Source organism: Pseudomonas sp. GW822-FHT03F04 (assembly GCF_058801405.1).
In genome coordinates, this window is sequence record NZ_JBXANF010000007.1 from 75448 (window position 1) to 96726 (window position 21279).

At 53.5% G+C, this 21279-nt stretch carries 15 protein-coding genes, 1 other RNA gene and 3 pseudogenes; 4 read left to right on the forward strand and 15 right to left on the reverse strand.

Annotated elements, in window-relative coordinates; genetic code table 11:
- The first annotated feature begins 252 nt into the window (after window positions 1-252).
- A complete protein-coding gene (locus tag AC1RMX_RS17605; RefSeq protein WP_493072631.1) occupies window positions 253-3435 on the forward strand; it encodes a type I restriction endonuclease subunit R in 3183 nt (1060 codons plus the stop codon).
- 86 nt (window positions 3436-3521) lie between these two features.
- Window positions 3522-5357, forward strand: a complete 1836-nt coding sequence (locus AC1RMX_RS17610; protein ID WP_493072632.1) for a DUF262 domain-containing protein — start codon at window positions 3522-3524, stop codon at window positions 5355-5357.
- A gap of 189 nt (window positions 5358-5546) precedes the next feature.
- Here the strand turns inward: AC1RMX_RS17610 and AC1RMX_RS17615 are convergent, their stop codons facing one another.
- From AC1RMX_RS17615 to AC1RMX_RS17650, 8 genes and pseudogenes are all read right to left on the reverse strand, one after another.
- Window positions 5547-6731 carry a hypothetical protein gene (locus AC1RMX_RS17615; RefSeq protein ID WP_493072633.1) on the reverse strand — a complete coding sequence of 395 codons (1185 nt, stop codon included), beginning with the start codon at window positions 6729-6731 and terminating at the stop codon, window positions 5547-5549.
- On the reverse strand, window positions 6719-7105 hold the full coding sequence (locus AC1RMX_RS17620; RefSeq protein ID WP_493072634.1) for a hypothetical protein: 387 nt from the start codon (window positions 7103-7105) through the stop codon (window positions 6719-6721). Before AC1RMX_RS17620 ends, AC1RMX_RS17615 begins: the two co-directional genes overlap by 13 nt.
- A gap of 162 nt (window positions 7106-7267) precedes the next feature.
- On the reverse strand, window positions 7268-7642 hold the full coding sequence (locus tag AC1RMX_RS17625) for a hypothetical protein (RefSeq protein WP_493072635.1): 375 nt from the start codon (window positions 7640-7642) through the stop codon (window positions 7268-7270).
- 440 nt (window positions 7643-8082) lie between these two features.
- The gene (locus AC1RMX_RS17630; RefSeq protein WP_493072636.1) at window positions 8083-8520 is read right to left on the reverse strand and encodes a hypothetical protein; all 438 of its coding nucleotides are present in this window, start codon (window positions 8518-8520) and stop codon (window positions 8083-8085) included.
- Window positions 8521-8985: 465 nt separating this feature from the next.
- Window positions 8986-9546, reverse strand: coding sequence for a DUF2857 domain-containing protein (locus AC1RMX_RS17635; protein WP_493072637.1), 561 nt, complete (start codon window positions 9544-9546; stop codon window positions 8986-8988).
- A 147-nt stretch (window positions 9547-9693) separates the two neighbouring features.
- The gene (locus AC1RMX_RS17640; protein ID WP_493072638.1) at window positions 9694-9912 is read right to left on the reverse strand and encodes an AlpA family transcriptional regulator; all 219 of its coding nucleotides are present in this window, start codon (window positions 9910-9912) and stop codon (window positions 9694-9696) included.
- A 328-nt stretch (window positions 9913-10240) separates the two neighbouring features.
- Window positions 10241-11104: an integrase domain-containing protein gene (locus tag AC1RMX_RS17645; RefSeq protein ID WP_493072639.1), complete on the reverse strand. Its 864-nt coding sequence runs from the start codon at window positions 11102-11104 to the stop codon at window positions 10241-10243.
- Between the two features lie 810 nt (window positions 11105-11914).
- Window positions 11915-12916 (reverse strand): annotated as a pseudogene (locus AC1RMX_RS17650) (IS110 family RNA-guided transposase).
- 608 nt (window positions 12917-13524) lie between these two features.
- Between AC1RMX_RS17650 and AC1RMX_RS17655 the strand changes: the two are divergent.
- The gene (locus AC1RMX_RS17655) at window positions 13525-13842 is read left to right on the forward strand and encodes a type II toxin-antitoxin system RelE/ParE family toxin (protein WP_493072640.1); all 318 of its coding nucleotides are present in this window, start codon (window positions 13525-13527) and stop codon (window positions 13840-13842) included.
- A 1-nt stretch (window position 13843) separates the two neighbouring features.
- A pseudogene (locus AC1RMX_RS17660) lies at window positions 13844-14245 on the forward strand (addiction module antidote protein); the annotation flags it as partial.
- A 475-nt stretch (window positions 14246-14720) separates the two neighbouring features.
- Here the strand turns inward: AC1RMX_RS17660 and AC1RMX_RS17665 are convergent.
- The 7 genes and pseudogenes from AC1RMX_RS17665 to AC1RMX_RS17695 all read right to left on the reverse strand — a co-directional run.
- A pseudogene (locus AC1RMX_RS17665) lies at window positions 14721-14879 on the reverse strand (DUF4113 domain-containing protein); the annotation flags it as partial.
- 712 nt (window positions 14880-15591) lie between these two features.
- Window positions 15592-16563 carry a hypothetical protein gene (locus AC1RMX_RS17670; RefSeq protein ID WP_493072641.1) on the reverse strand — a complete coding sequence of 324 codons (972 nt, stop codon included), beginning with the start codon at window positions 16561-16563 and terminating at the stop codon, window positions 15592-15594.
- A 589-nt stretch (window positions 16564-17152) separates the two neighbouring features.
- Complete coding sequence (locus AC1RMX_RS17675) at window positions 17153-17521, reverse strand: hypothetical protein (RefSeq protein ID WP_493072642.1); 369 nt, start codon at window positions 17519-17521, stop codon at window positions 17153-17155.
- A 195-nt stretch (window positions 17522-17716) separates the two neighbouring features.
- Window positions 17717-18859 (reverse strand): STY4528 family pathogenicity island replication protein, encoded by a 1143-nt coding sequence (locus AC1RMX_RS17680; protein ID WP_493072643.1) that lies wholly within the window; start codon window positions 18857-18859, stop codon window positions 17717-17719.
- A 215-nt stretch (window positions 18860-19074) separates the two neighbouring features.
- The gene (locus AC1RMX_RS17685) at window positions 19075-20331 is read right to left on the reverse strand and encodes an integrase domain-containing protein (protein ID WP_493072644.1); all 1257 of its coding nucleotides are present in this window, start codon (window positions 20329-20331) and stop codon (window positions 19075-19077) included.
- A gap of 183 nt (window positions 20332-20514) precedes the next feature.
- Window positions 20515-20904, reverse strand: a transfer-messenger RNA (tmRNA) gene (gene ssrA / locus AC1RMX_RS17690).
- Between the two features lie 96 nt (window positions 20905-21000).
- On the reverse strand, window positions 21001-21279 hold the full coding sequence (locus tag AC1RMX_RS17695) for a PA2433 domain-containing protein (protein WP_102619387.1): 279 nt from the start codon (window positions 21277-21279) through the stop codon (window positions 21001-21003).

The following is a 21279-nucleotide window of genomic DNA, read 5'->3' on the forward strand; positions in this document are numbered from 1 at the left end:
CTGAGCAACGAGAACATCGGCAAGATAGGCCTATCGATGCGCGATGCCGCCTATCGTGCCCAAGGACAGGGTGCTTCAACCCGCTGCTGCTCTATCTGAACAAGAACGGCGTTCCACCAGCGTGCCGACTTGATTAGCTATACCTACGACGGTGGCATGTGAATGTGCCCCAGCTGTATCAGTGAATACGCCCGATAGACATTATTTGATGGGCCGTTCCCAGGGATGGCCGAGAAGTTAAAGGACGAAACGATGAGTCATATCCACCACGAGTGCGAACTTGAACGCTACATCGTCGGGCAGCTTGAAGGCGCCGGCTGGCTGGTGGGTAAGTCGGCTGATTATGACCAAGGGCGGGCGCTAATCCCTGAAGACGTGGTGGGCTGGCTGGACGATAGTCAGCCAGTGGCCATGGCCAAGATCGTTGCCATTAATGGTGTTGGCGCGCGTGATGTGGTGCTGGACCGGCTGGTCAAGCAACTGGAGAACAAGGTTGATGGCGGCACGGTGAAGGTGTTGCGTTACGGCTTTGCTGTGGCCGGTGGCGGCACCCTGGCTATGAGCCAGTCTCTGCCCGAGGATGAGCGCAACGACACTGTGACCGCCCGCTATGCGGCGAACCGTCTGCGCGTAGTGCCGCAACTGCGTTATTCGTTGGACAAGGCTGACGAAATCGATCTGGCCTTCTTCATCAACGGTATCCCGGTGGCCACGGTGGAGTTGAAGACCGACTTCACCCAGTCAGTCCAGGCCGCCATGCAGCAGTACTGCATGGACCGCCGTCCTGAGCGCAAGAGCGGTGGCCTAGAGCCGCTGCTCACCTTCAAGCGTGGCGCGGTGGTGCATTTCGCCATGAGCGATAGCGACATACGCATGACCACCAAGCTGGCCGGGGATTCGACCTTCTTCCTGCCGTTCAACCGGGGCAACGATGGCGCCGCCGGCAACCCGCCAGGCGACAATGGTAGCTACCCGGTGAGCTACTTCTGGGAGCGCGTGCTGCAGAAGGACAACTGGCTGCATATCTTCCACCGCTTCGTGCTGCAGGAGCGTAAGGAAGCCCAGGACGTCAACGGTAAAACCTACTTCAAGGAAGGCCTGATCTTCCCGCGCTTCCATCAGTGGGAGGGCGTGACCAAGATGATCGACGCGGTGCGGGTAGAAGGTGCAGGGCAGCCGTACCTGATCCAGCACAGCGCCGGCTCGGGCAAGACCAATACCATCGCGTGGACCGCGCATTCGCTGATTCGTGTGCGCCGTCCGGACGGTGAGCCGTATTTCCACAGTGTGATCGTGGTGACCGACCGTCAGGTGCTTGACCAGCAGTTGCAGGATGCCATCCAGCAGATCGAGCACCAGGCCGGCGTCGTATGCGCCATCGACCGCCAACAGTCGAATCTGCCCAAGAGCCAGCAGTTGGCCAAGGCGATGCTCGATGGTGTGCCGATTATCGTCTGTACCCTACAGACGTTTCCCTATGCGCAGAAGGCCATCCTCGGCGAGCAGAGTCTGCGCGATCGCCGTTTCGCCATCATCATCGACGAGGCGCACAGCTCCACCGGGGGCAGCACGGCGGATGATCTGCGTTATGTACTGACTGGGCAGAGCGAGGTGGAGTGGGAAAAACTCTCCAAAGCGGAGCGGTTGTCCGTGTGGCAGAGCTCGCGCTCGCGCCCGGGTAATGCTAGCTACTTCGCCTTCACCGCCACGCCCAAACATTCGACGCTGAGCCTGTTCGGCCGTCCGCGTAATCCTGCGCAGCCTGTCAGCACCGACAACCCGCCGGCACCGTTCCACCTCTACACCATGCAGCAGGCGATCGATGAAGGCTTTATTCTCGATGTGTTGAAGAACTACACCAGCTACGAGGTGGCGTTCAAAATTGGCAGCGAGATGGTCGATGACAAGCGCGTGGACGAGAAGAGCGCCGGGCGCAAACTGGCCAAGTGGCTGTCGCTCAACCCGGTGAATGTGGGGCAGAAGGTCGAGCTTATCGTCGAGCACTTCCGCAAGAACGTCGCGCACCTGCTCGGTCGCCAGGCCAAGGCCATAGTGGTTACCAGTTCGCGTGCTGCAGCGGTGAGGTACCACCTGGCGCTGGAGGACTACTGCAAGCGTAAGGGCTATGACAACGTGCTGGCGATGGTGGCCTTCTCAGGTGAGGTGCCTAATACGGATGTTGAAGCGGCCAGCCTGCCCCAAAATCACCAATTCAGTGAAACCAACCTGAACCCCGGCCTGCATGGCCGCGATATGCGCAAGGTGTTCGACACTCCGGACTACCGGGTGATGATCGTCGCCAACAAGTATCAGACCGGCTTCGACCAGCCCAAGCTGGTTGCCATGTACCTGGACAAAAAAATATCCGGTGTGGAGGCCGTGCAGACCCTCTCGCGTCTGAACCGTACCTTCCCCGGGAAGGACAAGACGTTCGTCATCGACTTCGCTAACAAGGCCGACGAGATACTGGCGTCGTTCAAGACCTTCTATCGTGATGCCCAGATGGCGGACATTCAGGATCCGAACATTGTCTACGACATCAAGCAGCGCCTGGATGGAATGTTCATCTATGAGCAGGTTGAGGTGGAGGTCTTTGGTGATGCCATCGTCGATCCGAAGGTGACGCACCAGAAGCTGTTCTCGCTTACACAGTCAGCCACTGACCGCTTCAATGGAAAGTTGAAGATGCTCAACGATGCCATCGATCAGTGGGAAAAAGCCTGGGAGAAGGCCCATAGCGAGGGTAGCGACAAGGACATGGAATACGCCGATGTGCGGCGTTCGGAATATTGCAAGACACGCGACGAGCTGATGATCTTCAGTGAGAGTCTGACCAAGTTCGTGCGCAGCTATGAGTACATCGCCCAGTTGATCGACTTCGGCGACCCCAGCCTGGAGGCCTTCGCCAGCTATGCGCGCCTGCTGCGTAAGCGGCTTAAAGGCATCACCGCCGAACAGGTGGATTTGGGGGACCTCAAACTCAGCCACTACAAGATCAAGAAGGGCAGCAACCTCAGTGGCGTTGCCGTGCTGGGTGAAACGCCTGGCCTCTATGGTATGACCGATAACGGCCTGCGCGACGCCCGCGACCGCGAGAAAAAATACCTCGCCGAGTTGATTGAGAAGCTCAACAACTCCTTCGGCAAGGACATTACCGACACTGACCAGGTGGCCTTCGCGGTGCACGTTTCCGAGAAGCTGCGCGCTGACAGCGTGGTGATGGCCCAAGTGCAGAACAACACGATGGAACAGACCATGAAGGCGGACCTGCCTTCGAAAGCCATCTCTGCCATCGCTGCCGCCATGAGCAGCCACACTAGTATGGCGACCAAGCTACTCAGCGACGAGTCAACGCGTGAGGTGTTCCTGACGGTGGTGTACGAGCTGCTGAAGAAGGATTCGGGAGCAGATTTGCTTGAGACTACACGGAAATGAGCGATGCTGATTTTTCCAATAGCCAAGTGTTGAATCGCCACCTCGGCTGAAGCCCTATTACGACAAAGAACGAGACAGGAACAAACATGGCTCGCATCGAAAACCACAAATACAGCATCGAAGAGGCCTTTAGAGAGTGCTTCTACATCGTTCCGGACTATCAGCGCGAGTACGTCTGGACGGACAAGGAAGTGCATCAACTGCTAGAGGACATCGGTGAGCAGATCGATGCAGGGACAACTCGGGAATACTTCATCGGTACCGTTCTGGTGTCACCGACTGATCAGAAGAACCATTATGAGGTCATCGACGGCCAGCAGCGGCTGACGACGTTCTTCTTGCTGCTGTGTGCGCTCAAGCATCTGTTCCAAGGGGAGCCGCAGCGGCAAATGATCTCTGGGTTGATCTCGACCAGTTATGTGGACAGCGATGGCGAGGTTCGCACCAACCTGAAATTGGAGCCGCGTTATGAGAACGCAGGAGAAGTCATGGCCACGCTGGTGGAGTTGGATGCCGACCCACAGGCTGTGCGTGCGGGCATCCAGGCTGCGGGCATTGCAAGCTTCGGCTCGCTTGAGAATCTGATCAATGCCTATAGCACCCTGTACCGCTATCTGAAGGATAACTACGACGATGCCGCCAAGCTGAAGAAATATTGGGGCTATCTGGCCAACAATGTGGTGTTTATTCAGATATCCACGGACGTCAGCAGCGCCCTAAAGATTTTCGAGACCATCAACGAGCGAGGCGTGGGGCTGAACCCGATGGACTTGCTGAAGAACCTGTTGTTCACACAGGTCAAGCAAGCACAGTTCACCCAGCTCAAGGACGAGTGGAAAAAGATCACCAAACCGTTGGAGAGGGGCAAGGAGAAGCCGCTGCGTTTCCTGCGTTATTTCCTGATGGCTAACTACGTCATCAAGAACGAGCGCGGCGACGCGGTGGTGCGGGAAGATGAGATCTACGACTGGTTTGTGGCTAAGGACAACGCAGCCTTGTGTGATTACGCGAATAAGCCCTTCGAGTTCGTCCGTAAGGTTATCCGCAATGTCGAGCACTACCTAGCCTTTGCTAACGGGCAGGGAAATGACAGCAAGCCCAGCCTGGCTATGGACAGTCTCAAGCGGCTAACCGGCGGTGCGTTCAGCTTGCATTACGTTTTGCTGTTGGCGGCGGCAAGCTTTCCCAAGTCGTTGTTTGACCATTTTGTTGCGCAACTGGAGAGCTTCCTTTTTTACTACATCTTCACTAAGACTCCCACCAAGGATCTGGAGCGCAGCTTCTCTCATTGGGCCGACGAACTGCGCGCGATTGCGGGTAAAGCTGATGCGGCAAAGCAGAAGGCTCAGCTCAATGTCTTCATCGCCGAGCGTTTCGAGACCAATATGGTAGGTAAATCCCAGGAATTGGCGGATGCTCTCAAACGCTTCAACTTTTACTCGATGCAGCAGTACCGGACTCGTTACTTGCTGGCGCGGCTGACGCAGCACGTCGAGATGGCCTTCAGTGGACTGAAGGTGCCGGGCAGCCTAGCGCCTTTCACTAATTTGGAAATCGAGCACATCCTGCCCAGCAGGCCAAAGGATGATCTGCGCGCTAAGTGGGCCACCGAGAGTTCGGGGATGGCCTACGACGACTACAAGAACCGGTTGGGCAACCTGACCCTGCTTGAGAAGCCGATCAATATCGTCGCGGGCAATGATTTTTACACGGACAAGCAGGTCGAATACAGCAAGAGCGGCAATTACCTAACCCGTAGCCTGGTTACGTTGACCGACGTCGGGCATAACACCTCCATCTCGCGTATCAATGCCAAGTTAGAGGCTTACTCCGAGTGGAATGCTGCGGCCATCGAAAAACGGCATGCAATGCTGATCTCTCTGGCGCAGGACGTTTGGAAGACGACGCCGATTGACTTTTAGATCTTTCGGCCCCTTACGAGAGCACCCGGAGGCAGAGTTGCCTGCTTTCGTACCGTTAAGAGCGACCGCCGAGCACCCAGCTGACGATGCCGTAACCATCGACCTGCCTCTTGGTGAGCACGTCATGACCTTGAAATGGCCTGCCTCTGATCCTGAAGGCTGCGCCCGTTGCCCGCGGCTTAAAGGGGATTACTCAGTGGCTTTGGCGAAACCGAACATTTTCTTGCCCTGATCTACAAAGTAGTCATGGGTAAACGAGATGATTTCGAGAGCGTCTTCGTAGACGATGTGCAGTTGATTGCTGTAATGCTCGGATCGAGGAAACACTCGCCAATGAATGGGTGTGCCATTGAAGACTTCCGAAAACCCGTCGCTACGAAGCACCATGATCCTGTCTTCCATTTCAAGTACGGTGCCGAATGGTGCTGTGCCTGTGGCAATGATCTCGGATTCAGGATTGAAGCCGACGTGGCCGACCTGCTCGAATTTTTCGACCGGATCCTCAGCCTTGCCTACAGATTCATAATTGGCCACAGTAATATGGCCAGCGGAGAAACGGTACATTTTCTCGCGGCTGCCCCACACGATGTCGTTCGCACTTCCAGGGTTGCTACCGAAAATCTCTGACGGGTCGATGATCTTGTTGAAAACCCGCTTTTTCTTTTTCGATTCCGAATCCTTGTATTCTCGAAAGCTGGCGAGGAACGCGAGTTGCGAACTCCAACCCATGATGCTCTGGAACGCCCAGTCACAGGCATTGCAAGGGCGGGTTGCGACCTGGCGCGGAGAGCCTATCCGCTTACGCTCATCAGGATTGCGTGCGAGTAAAAAGTCAAATAAACCGTCCTTGCCTGTTGCCGTGGCGATGGCGCTGAATCGATCAGAGGCTTTTACCTGAAACACTGAGGCATCATGATGCTTGTCCAGTCGGCTTTTGACCTTGCTCAGACTCGCGCTTCGAGGAAATGAGAACAGCCCATCTTCACCGCCAGCGTAAATTTCGTTGTGGTAGATCTCGGTGTCGGTAGGCAAAAAGTCGAACGGGCTGTCGTGGTGTTGCCAATGCCCCGATAGGTCACTCGTTTCAGTTTCCAATTGAAGGTCGGCAAGCTGGTTCAATTGCCCCTTGATGGGCGACTCGATCTGAGGGTCCCGCAGGATCTTCCTGACCTTTGGGTTGTAAAATAGATCGCTGTCAGAAAACGCAACGCGCAGAGCAGTCTGTACATGCGGATGTTTGGTCGCGACTCGGTCAACGAATCCCGACCAGTCGACGCGCTGAATAGACCCGTCGTCGCCAAAAATAATCAGCTCACCCGAATAGATTTGCGAATCCCAGTAGCTACCAGGAATCCGAAGCTTCACAGAGCGCATTTTTTGCCTCGCAGGATCCTGGCGAACTGGGGTTTGGAAATGATGCCGTTGGTTTGCCAACCTTTGAGTACCACTTCAGGCGGCTTGTCATACGGAGCAACCCAATGAGCTATAGGGTAGCCATGCCAGTTTTGCAGGGTATCGCCAACGAACTTGGCAAAGTGCACCGGACAGCTGTGCGGAGGAGGGGCCATACCGACCGGTCGAAGGCTAGATTGCCCCGGACAGAATCCCCAATAGCAATCCTTGCCAAACCAGGAAGCGTCGGTTGCCATCGTAAAACACTTGATCTCTTCAGGAACTGTGATCGTCCATTGCGACTTCTGGGCAGAGAACGAGCTATTACGATGCTGAGGATTTGGGGTGTAGTTCACTCTTCCTCCTGAAAAATGGCGCTCCGGGAAATGGCAAAATGCCTTCGTGGCAGTGAGACGTCAAGGACTATCTGCAGGCTGGCAGATCGTTGAAACTGCTGTTTTTCGGGCTGGCAGATGTGCTTTGAAACGACTCGCCATGAAGCGGTATAACCTAGGTGATCAGTTATCATCCTCGGTTTGAGTTTTTTTGCTATTGGTATAAAGGAAGTGATTCGCCATGCCTCGATCTACCCACACTCGGGTAGCCCTGTCTACGATGCGGTAAGTCTGCTCAATGTCTAGCTGATTTCGTGTGGAGTGGGTAAAGGTAGGCATGCTCCACCGTTCTGTATCAATAGGGACCTCGAATTCGAATAGATGGACATGGGGGCCTTCACCTCGATAATCCTTGATTGCCGCACTGGCCAGCTTTCTGATGTCCCGTGCTTGAGTCCGCATGACGGCATTCAGCACCACGATATGGTGGGCGTTGAGCAGTATGAGCAGCTCATCAATTTCAACTTCAGCATCATCGCTGATAAAAACCTGGTGCAATCTGTTTCTCCGCTGATACGACCTTGCTCATGTCGCACCGGTACTGTGCCTGCGCGCTGCTCTATCGCCATCCACGATATCTATATCCTGACGAAACGTCATCTGGAGGGACTTTTTACACCGGGGCTGACGGTTGAAAGGCACTACCTCCAGTGGGAAGACGTGCTTCTGCGTTCCAACCGTGGACTCGGTGTGAGATCCTCGGATCTGGAGGCGCTCATATGGCCGAAGATGACGTCAGCCTCGAACATAGTGCATGGCTATTGGTACGCCCGCCGACCAAGGCTGCCTGAATTTTGGCGAGCACGAAAGGCGGATAGGGGACTCTTGTTGTCATCGAGTAATGACTAACTGTGCAGTTCTCTCATTACTAACGGATGAAAAAAACCACCTGTCGAATGACAGATGGTTTGACTATCTCAGTAATCGCTGAGAAAAGATTACAAGACTTTCATCGCCCCGATCAAAATGCCGATCGTAACGGCGAGCATGGAAGCCATACGAATGGACAACTTAAGATCAGATTGTGCGATCTCTGCAGTCAACCGATGATCAATTTTTGATATCTCGGAAGTCAGCCGATGATCAGTTTTAGCCAGCTCAGTAGTCAGTCGCTGTTCTAGATTGGTGAGATCACTTTTCGTAGCAAGTAGTGTGAGCATGTCAGATTCCAATGCTTGGATAACCGCTTCGGCTTTGAGCTCAGGTACGTCGATTGCGCGCAGTGCCTGATACATCGCCAGTTCCATTTTCATTAAGGCCTCCTGAAACAAAAAAAGGCCTTCCCCACGACGGGAAAGGCCCGTCGTGGGTGGGAAAGTCATGCTTCCATCGACATTCAAGTCGACTGTCCGCGCTGCCGGAAGCGATGCGGTCATTGGGGGGATCCTGCGTAGAGCCGCAGCGCCGTCTTGAAGATCCTGGCGGCTGGTGCTGAATGAATCAGCAAGGTGCATCGCCAAAATGCTCCCGGGTACGTTTGCTGTCAATCCGGAAAAGAGTTATTGAGTGTTTCCGTATTTTTTGGAAATCACCGTCTGGCTGCCTAGCGTTACTACCTTCAGATTCGGGATGCAACCGAACTCCCAGCAAAGCTACTTGCTAGACCCTCGGTGTTAAGGGCGGTCGCTCGATCTGAGATTTGGCGGTTTACAATTGAGTAAATGGCCATTGGAACTTAGTGCTACCAACGCTCAATTCCGCTTCATATTGTCCGCCATGAGTAGAAGTGACAAATGGCTGCTTGATGCTTGAGTTTGAAAAGCCAATCCCGCCGTTCTACTGGAGAAGCGCCGGGTGCGTTTGAGCGAGGCGGGGGAGGGATCTCAGGTTATCTCGCGAAATCAGATTAGCCCCTCAGCTATCCATGCTCGCAGGGTTGACCAGATGACTGATGCCGGCAGTAAAAGATCCTCAGCTAAGTCCAGCGTCACTTCCAACATGGCGCTCTCATCACCGGTCGACACCCCTGCCGTTCTTAGATGGGGTTGCAGCCGGTGCCATAGAAGTATGTCTTGTTCCTCGGTAAGTACGGGGCGGCGACCTTTGCGTTTTGGTAGTCCGAGTACGTCTCGACGCAGAGCAATTTCTTGGTGTGTTAAACCATGAAAACGGGCCACCATTTCTGTGCTCGCCCCTAAGCGAAGCATGCGATCAATCATGGCGGTTTCGTGTTCCACTTCACCCGCCTGTTTCAGAATTCTTTGCAGCACGTTGCGGTTTATATGAATCGTGCACCAAAGCACCTGGGTGTGGAGTAGTGCACTGAGCAACACTGGCTCCTTGAGCGCCGCCAGGTCTTCAGTTGCAAAGCCCATCGCCTTGCACCGCCGCAATTGACCACTGCGCAAGTCTTGCAGAGCTTGGGCAATGACAGCTTGATTGATTGGGTGCGGAGTTGTCATAGCACCTCCTGAGAGAGGTATGCCGTCGTTGGATCGAAGACTGGTCGGATGTCTCTGAGTGGTTGTTGCAACGGGATCAGTTGGAACAACTTTGCTGAGCTGCCGCGTTGAGAGATCAAAGCTACCGTCACGTTCCTGCCCCATTTGTCATTGACGTCTGTTCAAGTGTTCCGAAGTCCACTGGTCAATTTCTGCGGCATCCCAGCCGACTGCGCGGATACCGAGCTGCAGTGAGGCAGGGAATTTTCCTTCGCTCATCAGCTTGTAAATGAAGGTGCGTTTCAACCCGGTTTTTTCCTCAACGTCCGCGCGCCGGAGAATTCGTAGTTCCGGATTGGCTGATGGCTGTTCGTCGTTGTGGGGCATGAGCCAATCTCCTGACGCTCACTCACGGGAAGGTATTCGATGTGTCGTGCTCATATGACACGCAGTCGGCAAGCACAGAAAGATTCAATGCGTTATTACGCATACCCGTATTGTCTGATAATGCGCTTGGTCAGGTTGGCGCTGAACAAGTGCGCGATGGTGCGCGGGCATCCAGCCAGCCAGAGAGTGGTGGATGTGGTCGTAATGGTCGATCGAGCATTCGAAGTGACGTTCGTCAGCCTTGGACTACATGACTACCCAGTACGCTATGTTCCGGTGAGTGGAGGAATTGATGCTTTCGCAGCTTATTGACGTCGCGCGGACTGAGTTATCGGCCCAGGTACGTTGCGGTAATTTGTGTTCTCTCATGCCCAAGTTCACGACTGATTATTTGCCGAGCAACAGTGTCTTGAGAGCGTTGTACTGGGGTCAGTTCTTTGGAGGAGATTCCTCCTGCTGCCGGTGCCTTCCAGCCTGTCAAAGCTTCATAGCGGCTTTGTGCATATTGATGACGTAACCCATGCATGTGGCTCAGGCCTGCCGCTTTGCACTGTCCGTCGTATGTATTGCGCTGCTGAATGTATGTCTTGTGTGCCGGGATCAATGAGCCGACCCCCGCTAGATTATGTGCGGCATTGAGTACTTCTCGTTGTTGCGAAGTAGTGATCGGCACTGTTCGATCGCGACCACCCTTCGTCCATGAGCCCTTAAGGAGAATGTGATCGCCTTGATCCGCATACTTTGGTTGAAATTTGATGGCTTCCTCTCGGCGCAGTCCAAATGCAGATTGAAGCTGGAGACTCATGTGTACATTGGCGTCGCTGATCTTTCCAAGGCCTATTCCCAAATCCGTGGCTTTGCTGACGTTGGTGACAAAGCGTCGGTCGGCCACACCCAGTTGCGTGTTGTCCGCTGGGAGTATTCCGACCTTGCCGACTTTTTCAGCCCACCATCGAAGGTGCGCAAGTCTATTTTTGATGGTGCCAGGCGAGAGGCTTTCAGCGTGCCAACGATCCAGCAGCGCCTGGACATGTTTGCCCTTGAGAGACGAGGCTTTCAGCTGCCGAAAGCCGGCCTCCCGCAGTTGGCGGGCGATCAGCCCCAGCGACCGAATGCGGTCAGCCTGAGTGTTGTGACTGCCGTCGCGATTGCGTCGGCAAAGTTGCCGCAGGGTGTAGATCAAATCGTCCATATCCCATTCACGCTCATAGGGTTAGTTCGTGTTATTGCGCTGTCCTGAAAATCATTGGTAAGTGTTGGTGCCAACTCGCTACGCGAGATCCCCGAAGGGCAGGGGCATGGTGTTCAGGTAACACCTGTGTCTCGACTGAGACGTCCGTCTTGCTTCCTGCAGGAAGTTCATAAGGAGATGGAGCGGGATGAATGAGCTTTTCGCGTTGATGAGTACTCCAGGGGAATGGATGGGATTGTTAATGGAGGCAGCGCGGTGCGTTGCGCATGACACAGCTGTTTTCGACGGCAGCATTAGCTGCACATAGCGGAATGAATCAGATAGACAAAAACGGCTCAGCCCCGTGGGTAGGGGTCAGTATGCTTTGGGAGCCTTGCATACCTGGATCACTCCATCCTGGTGGATACGCGCTTGCAGGAGTCTTGCGCTGTTGATTGGACGGCGCTCGAATATGCCGTCCTTGGTTTTTGCAAAGCTAGTGTGTGGGGGCATCATCATGTATGCCGCATGCTTTAGGATTCAGGATTTACCCGTGATGTTTGGGGCGTTGGCGGGGCCGTCACTGCGGCTGCAGTGACGGCCAATTTCGTTGCAGGGGGCTTCTGCCGAGGCATGTCTGTGTCACTGACGCGGCCTTCGGCCTTGTCGGCTGCCTGTGCAGAAGCGGCATGGTTCCCATGCCACGTCTGCACAGGTAGCTTGCGAGCAACGATGGGCGATAAAGTTGTTGGGCAGAAGTTGATTTCGCGGAGAGTGTCAGATTTTTTGTGTGCGGGCCGGTAACGGCCTGCCGTCAGGCAGGCCTTCATTTCACCAGTTTGGCCTGATGAATCGATCTCCGTATAAAACCGCGAACTGATTCATGGCGCTTTTCCAGTCATGAGCAGCGCTGCCCCAGTTAGCGGTGACGTTTTGCAGTGCCAGCCAGATCAGCTTGGTCGCCGCTTCGTCAGTCGGGAAGTGACCCCTTGTCTTGATGATCTTGCGTAACTGCGCATTGATGCTTTCGATGGCGTTGGTGGTGTAGATCACTTTGCGGATTGCGGGCGGGAACACGAAAAATGGAATGACGCGTTCCCAAGCGCGTCGCTAGGCTGCCGCTATCGTCGGATATTCCTTGCCATGGCCCAACTCCACAGCCAGCAGGCTAGCGGTAATCGGCCCGACACGGCATGCTCAGCAAACGACTACCCAGATCATCATCGGCCAGCTGGCCTGCCAACTCTTTGTCCAGCCCTTTAATTTGGTCATCCAGATAAACAAAGTGATCGTGCAGACGCTTCAGCAACACCATCAGACGAACGGGAAACTCGTGCTCGGCCAGAACAATCAACGCTTCATGATGGCCAAACCTTTGGGCAGGCTGGCTCCAAGTTCCAGTAAAAAGCCGTGCGTCTGATTAGTCGTTTTGGTGCGGCCATGCACCAACGACTCACGCATCCGGTGCAGCACAGCTAGCGTTTGTTGGGACTCGGTTTTAGGGGGAACGAAGCGCATAGATGGGCGGGAAGCCGCCTCACAGATGGCTTCAGCATCGACAAGATCATTTTTGTTGCCCTTGACGAAGTGCTTAACGAGCTGGGGAGGAATCAGTTTGGCCGTATGACCCATTACCACCAGCTGACGAGTAACAAAGTGCGAACCGGCACAGGCTTCCGTCACCACGACGCCACTAGGTAAATTACTGAAAAATTGCATCATCTGAGTTCGAGAGAGCTTCTTGTGGAATACCTCGCAGCCCGATTGATCTTGGTCGTGAAGGCGGAAACTGTTCTTGCCGAGATCGATACCGATCAGTTCTGAGTCGCTCATGGTGATGGCCTACGAAAACAAAACACCCTGCGAAAGCGTTGCCCTCGCAGGGTGTTGGGGGGGGCATCTCATTAGCCCGCTTTCGCAGACTTTTTTGCACGCGTCTGGTGACTCACTGGGGAAGAGTCCTACGGGGGGCCGGCCACCGATGATTCGTCGATATGAAAGTCCGAAAAATTTTTATGGCAGCAATTTTTTTGGGAACCCTCCCCCCACAACTGACTGCTGACGACGAGCGTGAAGGGCTCCAGATGTGATCGGCAGAGGTGAAAAATAGGGCTGATCGGCCACACAAGTTGAAGTTGTGCCAGTTGTACTGGAAAAAAATGCGATGTTTGTCTGTACCTAGATCGTCACTGGTTGGGGACTGGTGGATGCTTTTGGCGGGGATTTCAGCGGAAACTTTAACGGAGCGCGGGCTCGGCTTTGGTTCCAATGAGCTGCGGCTCATCAGCGACAGAAGATTGCCAGCCTGACAGGCGAAGTACTGTACGATTTTTTCTATTTTCTCTATCGTCCCCAGCCAGAGCGTTTGTGATGGGATTGCGCCTTGATCTGCACTGGACCTCATACTGACAAGGAGTAGCCATCTGGCTACAAATGAGACTATGATCAATAAGAAGAAAAAATTTGATATCCAGAAAACGCCAGATTTTGACGATTGGCTTGATGGTGTGAAGGATGCTAAAGGAAAAGCGGCCATCCTGAGCCGTCTGGATCGCGCCGGAGATGGAAACTTCGGAGATTGCGAACCTGTAGGCGAAGGTATGAGCGAAATGCGTGTTTTTGTTGGACCTGGGTACAGGATTTACTTTGTGCGCTCGGGACAAGCTGAGTTCTTGATGCTTAGTGCAAGCGACAAAACGGATCAAAAGCGAGGTATCAAGCGAGCTAAAGCAATCCTCGATGCCCTGAGAGGAAATTGACATGACCGATACGAAATTTAACCCTGAGGATATGCCAATCCTCAGTCTTAACGCTTCTGGCACGACTCGTTATGAAGCTTCGCGCTTTCTCGACAGTCCTGAAGCTATGGCGGCTTACTTGGCCGAAAGCATGAAAGCGGATGATACGGAAGGTCTCATCCACGCTTTGGCTGAAGTCGCAAAAGCCAAAGGCGTAAACAAAGTCGCAAAAGATGCTGGGGTGAATCGTGAAAGCCTCTATAAAGTTCTGAAAGCAGGCGCGAAAACGCGATTCGAAACCATCAAAAAGTTGATGACCGCGATAGGCGTGGAACTCACGGTACAACCGATTACAGCACTAGCACTGGTTTCAAATGCCGCTCCCAAGGCTGGAAAACCAGCCGCTGCCGCCAAACCAGCTGCAGCGAAGGCTGCGGCGGCCAAGGCTGCTGGAAAACCTGCTGTGAAAAAACCAGCTGCAGGGAAGGCTGCGGTGGCCAAGGCTGCTGGAAAACCTGCTGTGAAAAAACCAGCTGCAGCGAAGGCTGCGGTGGTCAAGGCTGCTGGAAAACCTGCTGTGAAAAAACCAACTGCAGCGAAGGCTACAGTGGCCAAGGCTGCTGGAAAACCTGCTGTGAAAAAACCAGCTGCAGGGAAGGCTGCGGTGGCCAGGACTGCTGGAAGTCCTGCTGTGAAAAAACCAGCTGCAGCGAAGGTAGCGGCGGCCAAACCTGCTGCAAAACCCGCTGTGAAGAAACCAGCCGCACCCAAGGCGGTGGTACCGGTAGCTGCGGCAAGACCTGCCGCGCCTAAGTCTGCGAAACCTGCGGTACCTGCATCTTCGGCAACACCTCAGGTAGTACCTGCGAAAGCTCTAGGCGAGGGGCGAGATAGTCTCGCTAGAGTGTAAAAAGGTTTTGATGTTGGAGCTGCATTATCCGCCGGCAGGCGACCGTCCATACTTGGTCGAGCCGGGTGGTGTAGATCTGGCTCATCATTTCGCGCCAAATTGCCCCCTCAGGACTGGTTGGCACACTGGCGGATCCCAGTGTGCCTTTAAGGAAGGAATTCGCTGGATGACGTTCAGAAGCATTTCAACCAGTTGAAGAAAGCCGAAACGGAGACTCGGCCACGAATCGTGACATCTCTGCTCAGGCTCGCAGCCGCGGTACAGTTCAGTACTCGCGCTGGAGCCTTAAGCAGCGCAAGCCAAATGAAAAATGGTATGTAGTAGTGATCCAGCAGGATCGCGAGTGGAGTCATCCAGACGGGCTGGACAAAGGACTTTACGCATTGGTGGTCATCGTAGCGGATCGAGAAAACGAGAGCGCAAAGCTCTACACTCGGATTCATGCTTTGATTCACCAGCAGGTCGAAGCAAGAGAGTAACTGAGGGCTGCGACGCGTTTGCGAAACAGAGGTAGCTATGCGGGAGCTTGTAGCAGAGGCCGGAGCTCCCTGCTCTTTTTCGCGGTGGCTTCGGGGCCTCCTATTTGCATTCGACCTGACCAGTTATTTGCATTAATTCTGATCACCAATTGTATCGAATTTTCCCGGCACGAGTTGTAATCATGATAGGCTGAGAGCGGCTAGAAACGGCCTGGCGGTGACCAGTTATCGGATTCGACCCAATGCGGCCGGTCGCTTCGTGCGACACCCTGCCCACAGCAAAACAACGCTAGGCAAGGCACCGGCGCTGAACTTTTTTCTTGGCCCGGCACTATGCATAATTGAGCTGTCGGGCCAGTTAGCTTTAATACATCTGCCTTCTCATCTTTTGCTTAGTAGCATTTTGACTTCATTCTCAAAATCCTCCTGCTCAGCCTCGTTGGCGCCATATTGAAAATCACTAGAGTTTAGCTTGCTCAAAAAGTCAAAAATCGAATCAATTTCTTGCAGCAATCTAGATATAACCTTTATACCTTCAATTATGTGCGAAGGAGCGGAAGGCCACTTGACGACATAGCCTCGAGTTTCGTTGTCAAAATCCCCTACTTTTTCTAGGTTAACTAATTTATGTACAATATCTTCACGGCGCTTACCTGATCCAACCTGAAATAGAAGTGCATCAGCATCCATGCCGACTCTTTCCGGTTCCATAGCACACTGATGAATGGCGCTATTCCAGTCAAATTGTCCGTTACGGTAGCCTAGCTCCTTGCATAATGCCTCAACCAAAAGCCCTCTGACAGTACGACAGTGCCCTATATAGACATCCTCGTCTATAAAATAGTCAGGATCAGCTAAGAGCATTGAGTGTATGCTACACAGCAATACTTCTATGAATGCTTCAATCTCGCCAGAAAGAGCTAGAAGAGCCGCCGCCTTCTCATTTTTTCCGTTTCTATAGTCATAACCTGCCGCATATGAAAAATCGGATTTTAATTTTGGTAGCCGGGTATGCATCCAATTCAATGCATCTTCTGCTTCCGAACAATTTTTCACCACTGCACTGTTTAAAAGCCCCTCATTCCTAATGCGTCGTATCCTTTTCCAGCCATTAAATACATTATTTCTCTTGACGGAAATCTCTGAATCTTCCCTGTACTTTAGCTTTTCATCAAGCTGTCCATGAAAAGCTTGAATAACTAATGAAAAATCAAAAACCTGAAACTTTGAATCTTGGTTTCGCTTAGTCAACAATTGAGCGAAATCAGAAAAGTCTTGTTCATTCACTGCTTTGATATATTTTTTTGTGACCGGATCGACTAACAGAGATCGCACTAACAATTGATTTTTCATTCTGATTTTCCACAGATCGTCGCGATTTCTATATCTCTTATTGTTTTCTTTGTCAAAAGATTGTTGTGTTCGCCGAAGATGGACATGAATGTTGGCTAATTCAGGAGGTCAACTCAAAAACCCAAGAACTGCTTTCGATCTATGAAAATCTTGCCCGAACGCCTGCAATGGGTCGTTAACAGTCATTCGCGAACGCCTGCTATTGGCCGATTTCTGCCCGTCGTCACCCGTAGAAACCAATCATGCCCAGCATCGGCACACGGCACTGATAAACATGAGCTATGTTTTGAACACCACGATTAGAGGGGAGCCGCGTCGGTCGCTCGCATGGACCTATCCTACTCCTTTCGCGTGGCCACCGATCATCAGGCCCATCAAATAAGCGCAGACACGATCAGCCAGTAATTTTAGATGTTCCCGACTTTAACCGGGTGTCCCTCTTCCTTTAGTCAGAAGCGAGGGCGAGTACGTTCGCTTGCGCAGCGCTACACGCTTGCGCAGCGCTACACGCTTGCAGCCTTCTGGCTCACAAGAAAAAACCACCTGACACACGGCAGGTGGTTCTCGGTACTACCGACAAGGTAGATCGTTAATGAATCATCACCATCAAGACGAAGACCACTGCCACCACTGGGAACATCATCGTGCCAATGTTGAGAGTGACGTCAGATGCGACGCGGGATAGCTCTGTCCGAAAGTGTTCTACGTCTGGATCGGGTTTAACGATAGGAGATGACTGCAACGCAGTTTCCATGGCTTGGATTACGGCGTCGATTTTTGGCTCAGGCACGTCGATCGATTTCAGTGCTTGATACAGTGCCAGTCGAATGTTCATTAAGGCCTCCGAATAAACAAGAAAGGCCTTGCCCGGACGGGAAAGGCCCGTCGTGGGGGGGAGTAACATGCTTCCATCGACATTGATGTCGACTGTCCGCGCTGCCGGAAGCGATGCGGTCATTGGGAGGATCCTGCGGGAACCCGCAGCGCCGTCTCGCAGATCCTGGCGGCTTTTGGGTGCTGATCACTTCAGCGAGACGAGGTGTGAAGTTGCTCCCTCCGGTGCTCGCTGTAAATCCGAAACCGGTTATTCGGGATTTCCTAATGTTCCTCCGTGTGCTGATAACCAGTTGCGCAGAGATTACTGACGCGTGCTTTAGGCAGGAAGCGGCTGGCGGGCCAAGCTTTTCATGATCTGTGCAGCCAGGTCGTCTGCAATTCTTGGCCCCATCATTATCTTGCGCATCTCGGCAAAGTGCGGCCGGCCCTGCTGAGTTGTCTTCGATTTTTTGGCGGGCTTTTGTCTGATCTCAACGGCAACCGAGGCCACTTGAGGGGGCGTAATGGGGGCGGCAGTTTTCTGCTCCTTTACACGACCTGCCCACGGTCGAAATTCGCCGGCTAATGCTCGATTTATCAACCCGAAAAAATAGGCGACTACGTTACGCACCGTCCCGCGTTGACTGCGCGCCTGAAGTTCGTCCAGCACTTGCTGGCGATGTTGTGGTGGCAGTTGAGTCAGGGCTGCCAGCACGTCTTGTTGCTGATCTGCTTTGGCGTTTGCCAGGCATTGCGGCAGCGTCACTGGCCCTTGAGTCAAATGGTGTTCCTCACGTGCACGTGTGCGGTACGTACGTATTTTTTTATATTTGTTTTTATACGTATTGTCGCCGGTGCTGAGGTGTTTCTGGTCGGTCTGCTGCGTGACGGAGGTTCTTGTTGCGGGATGGCTCGGAACAGGTTTTCTGGTGGAGGGTGGGCGTTTTCGCGAGGGTGGCGGCTCATCGTCCTCGTCACGTTTTGCCGGAGTGAGTGCCGGATTGTCTATGGACGTCTGCTCCCGCGTAGCTTCGATGTGCTTCGCGATGCAATCGAGATGGGTGTGCTTATGGCCGATACAGTTATCGAGAAGCGCTGGCAGGGTGGTGTCTAAAGCGCAGGCTTCGCGGAAGCTCAGGGCAGTCTCGTTGATCTGGTAGAGCTCGTTCAGAACGTTGCCCGTCATGAGGTCGCTGTTCTGGCCGACCAAGCTTATCCAACCTGTTAGGCGCAGAACGGTTAGCGCTCGGGAGGCTGTTTCGTAGGAGGCTCGCTTTGCCAGCGGGGCGCACGCGAGGTATGAGCGCAATTGACCCATTCCTGCCAGGGTGTACAGACCTCCGGCAGATCGTAGCGAGTGCATCACGTGCCAGCAATTGCGATCCAGAGGTGTCAGGCGATTATCGACCATGAGCGATAGGACCGAAGAGCGCGGAGCGTCTTGGGCCAGCATGGTAAGGGAAGAGTGTTGGTTGGTCATGAGGTGTCTCCGAGGTCTGGGCCACGTCGGCCTGTTACTCGACATCTCATCTAGGACTGTTCCGTTTATCAGCCAACAATGCGATCTCTGCTACGGACACATTGTTTGGCCTTTGGAGCGATGGATACCAGCCGAGTGATCTGGAATGCTGTGTTAATCCCAGGTGATATGACACGAATGCCTCTGGGATGAATACGATAGGAGCGCTATTGCGTCTATCTCATCGAGACTACGTTAAATCCCCTGGCACTCTGAGCGGCTGAAACCGACAAGCTCCCGGTGGCCGCTTGCTGGATATGTTCACTCCACCAAGCCATCATCGGGCGTCTTCGCTCTATGTAGTCCGCCCGGTTGTAGGCGCTACGGACTTCGTCTTTGTCCACGTGCGCAAGCGCGACCTCGATCAGCTCCGCATCCCACCCGTGTTCATTCAGGATGGTGCTGGCCATGGAGCGCATGCCATGACTCACCAATCGACCTTCAAATCCCATTCGCTTCAACGCCATGTTTGCCGTCTGGCTGTTGCAATGAGTTCGCGGATTACGGTCGGAGGGAAACACGTACTCCCTGTATCCGCTGTAGGGTTTGATGGCTTGCAGGAGTACCAAAGCTTGCTCCGTGAGCGGGATGATGTGAGTGCGGCGTTTCTTCATACGCTCCGCTGGGATCGTCCAGATCTTCTTACTGAAGTCGATATCAGTCCATCGGGTGGTCGCCGCTTCTGCAGGCCGAGTCATCGTGTGTAGCTGCCATTCGATGAGGCATCGGGTGGTTCTTTTGATGCTGGCGTTGGCGATTGCCACCATGAGTTCATTGAGCTCATCGGGGGGTAAAGCCGCCATGTTTTTCTTCTTTGGCTTTTTGAAGACCGATCGAATTCCGCTTAGGGGGTTGGCATGAATGAGTCCGTAGTTCACCCCGTAAGTCATGATTTCGTTGAGGCGTTGAGTCAGACGCTTGACCGTTTCCAAACTGCCTTTGGTTTCAAGTGGCCTAAGTAACTTGATGACCTGAGGCGCGCTGATTTCAGAAATCGGGGTGGCGTGTAAATCTGGGAAGATATGCAACGTGAGGGAGCGCCAAATGTCTTCAGCGTAGGCGGTTGTCACAGAGTCTTTCTTCAGTTCAAACCAGGCTATCGCGACGTTTTTAAAGGTGTGCTCCGTTGCGGCTTTTTTCGCTTGGCGATCTGCATCGCGTTGCTCTTTCGGGTCCAGACCCTGGGCAACGAGCTCCCTGGCTTCAACCGTGCGTTTTCGCGCATTAGCCAGGCTGAGCTCCGGGAATGTTCCCAGTCCCATGTTGATCCGTTTCTTGGTCACGGGATGGATGTAATTGAAATTCCAAAGCCTCGAACCGTTGGTTCGGACTCGTAACTGAAGGCCGTCGCCGTCGGTCAATGTGTAGTCTTTGTCCTTGGGCTTGGCGGCCTTGATTTTCAGGTCTGAAAGGCGTGTGGCTCGGGCTCCCATGGGTACTCCAACGCTGTTTGTGTATTCCAAAATTTACCAGTCACTGGCTTGGAATACGCCTTGGAATACATTTCAAAATGGATCTGCCTGAAGCGCTGTGAAGCTCAATGGCCCTGAAAGCCCCGTATTTACTGGATTTCAGGCACAAAAAAAGACGTCCGTGGACGTCTTTAGATGATGAAGTGGTGGAGCCGGGGGGATTTGAACCCCCGTCCGCCAGTACTCCGCTGTCGGTACTACATGCGTAGCCGTGTCTATTAAGTTAACCCTCAGCGACCCGACGGGCAGGGTGCTTTGGGCGAGTTGTGTAAGTTTTAGCCGCTTCGTCCACAACGTACTGCACGGCGATTCTGTTCTATATGACAATCATTTTGGGTTTACAGACATCCCCTGATGATTGCTGGACCCGAAGGTACCAGGAGTGCATGTCAGCTGCAATTAAGCAGCGAGAGCAGCACCGTATTGGTCGTCATTGGCAACTATAAGTAGTTGCAACAGTGGATTTACGACTTCTGTTACCAAGTCGGCATGCACCTAAAGTTTCGCAACCGGCGTCGAATCCTAAACGGCCCCGAGCCTGATGCTCTGTACATCTCGAAGAGCAGCAAGCCTGTGCAGTGTACGCCAATCGACCGTCAAGGCCAACCCGAAGGTTGGCCGGGGCTTCGATCAATTGTTGGTGCCGGTGGATTTGCGCAGTTCCAGAATGGTTTGCTGGGTTTCTGCAACGCAATCGTCGATCTTGCCCTGGGCCTTGAGCGCCTGTGCCTTCTGCACACTGGCCTCGGCACGCTGACTCAATTCGGGCGACGATGACAGCTGCCCCTTGGCATTGTTGATGGTCTGGATATTGGTATCGCAAAGGCTGGCAGGCTTGTCAGCGGCAAACGAAGCAGACGCCATCATCGAGGCAGTAACGAACAGACCTAACAGTACAGAACGTTTCAT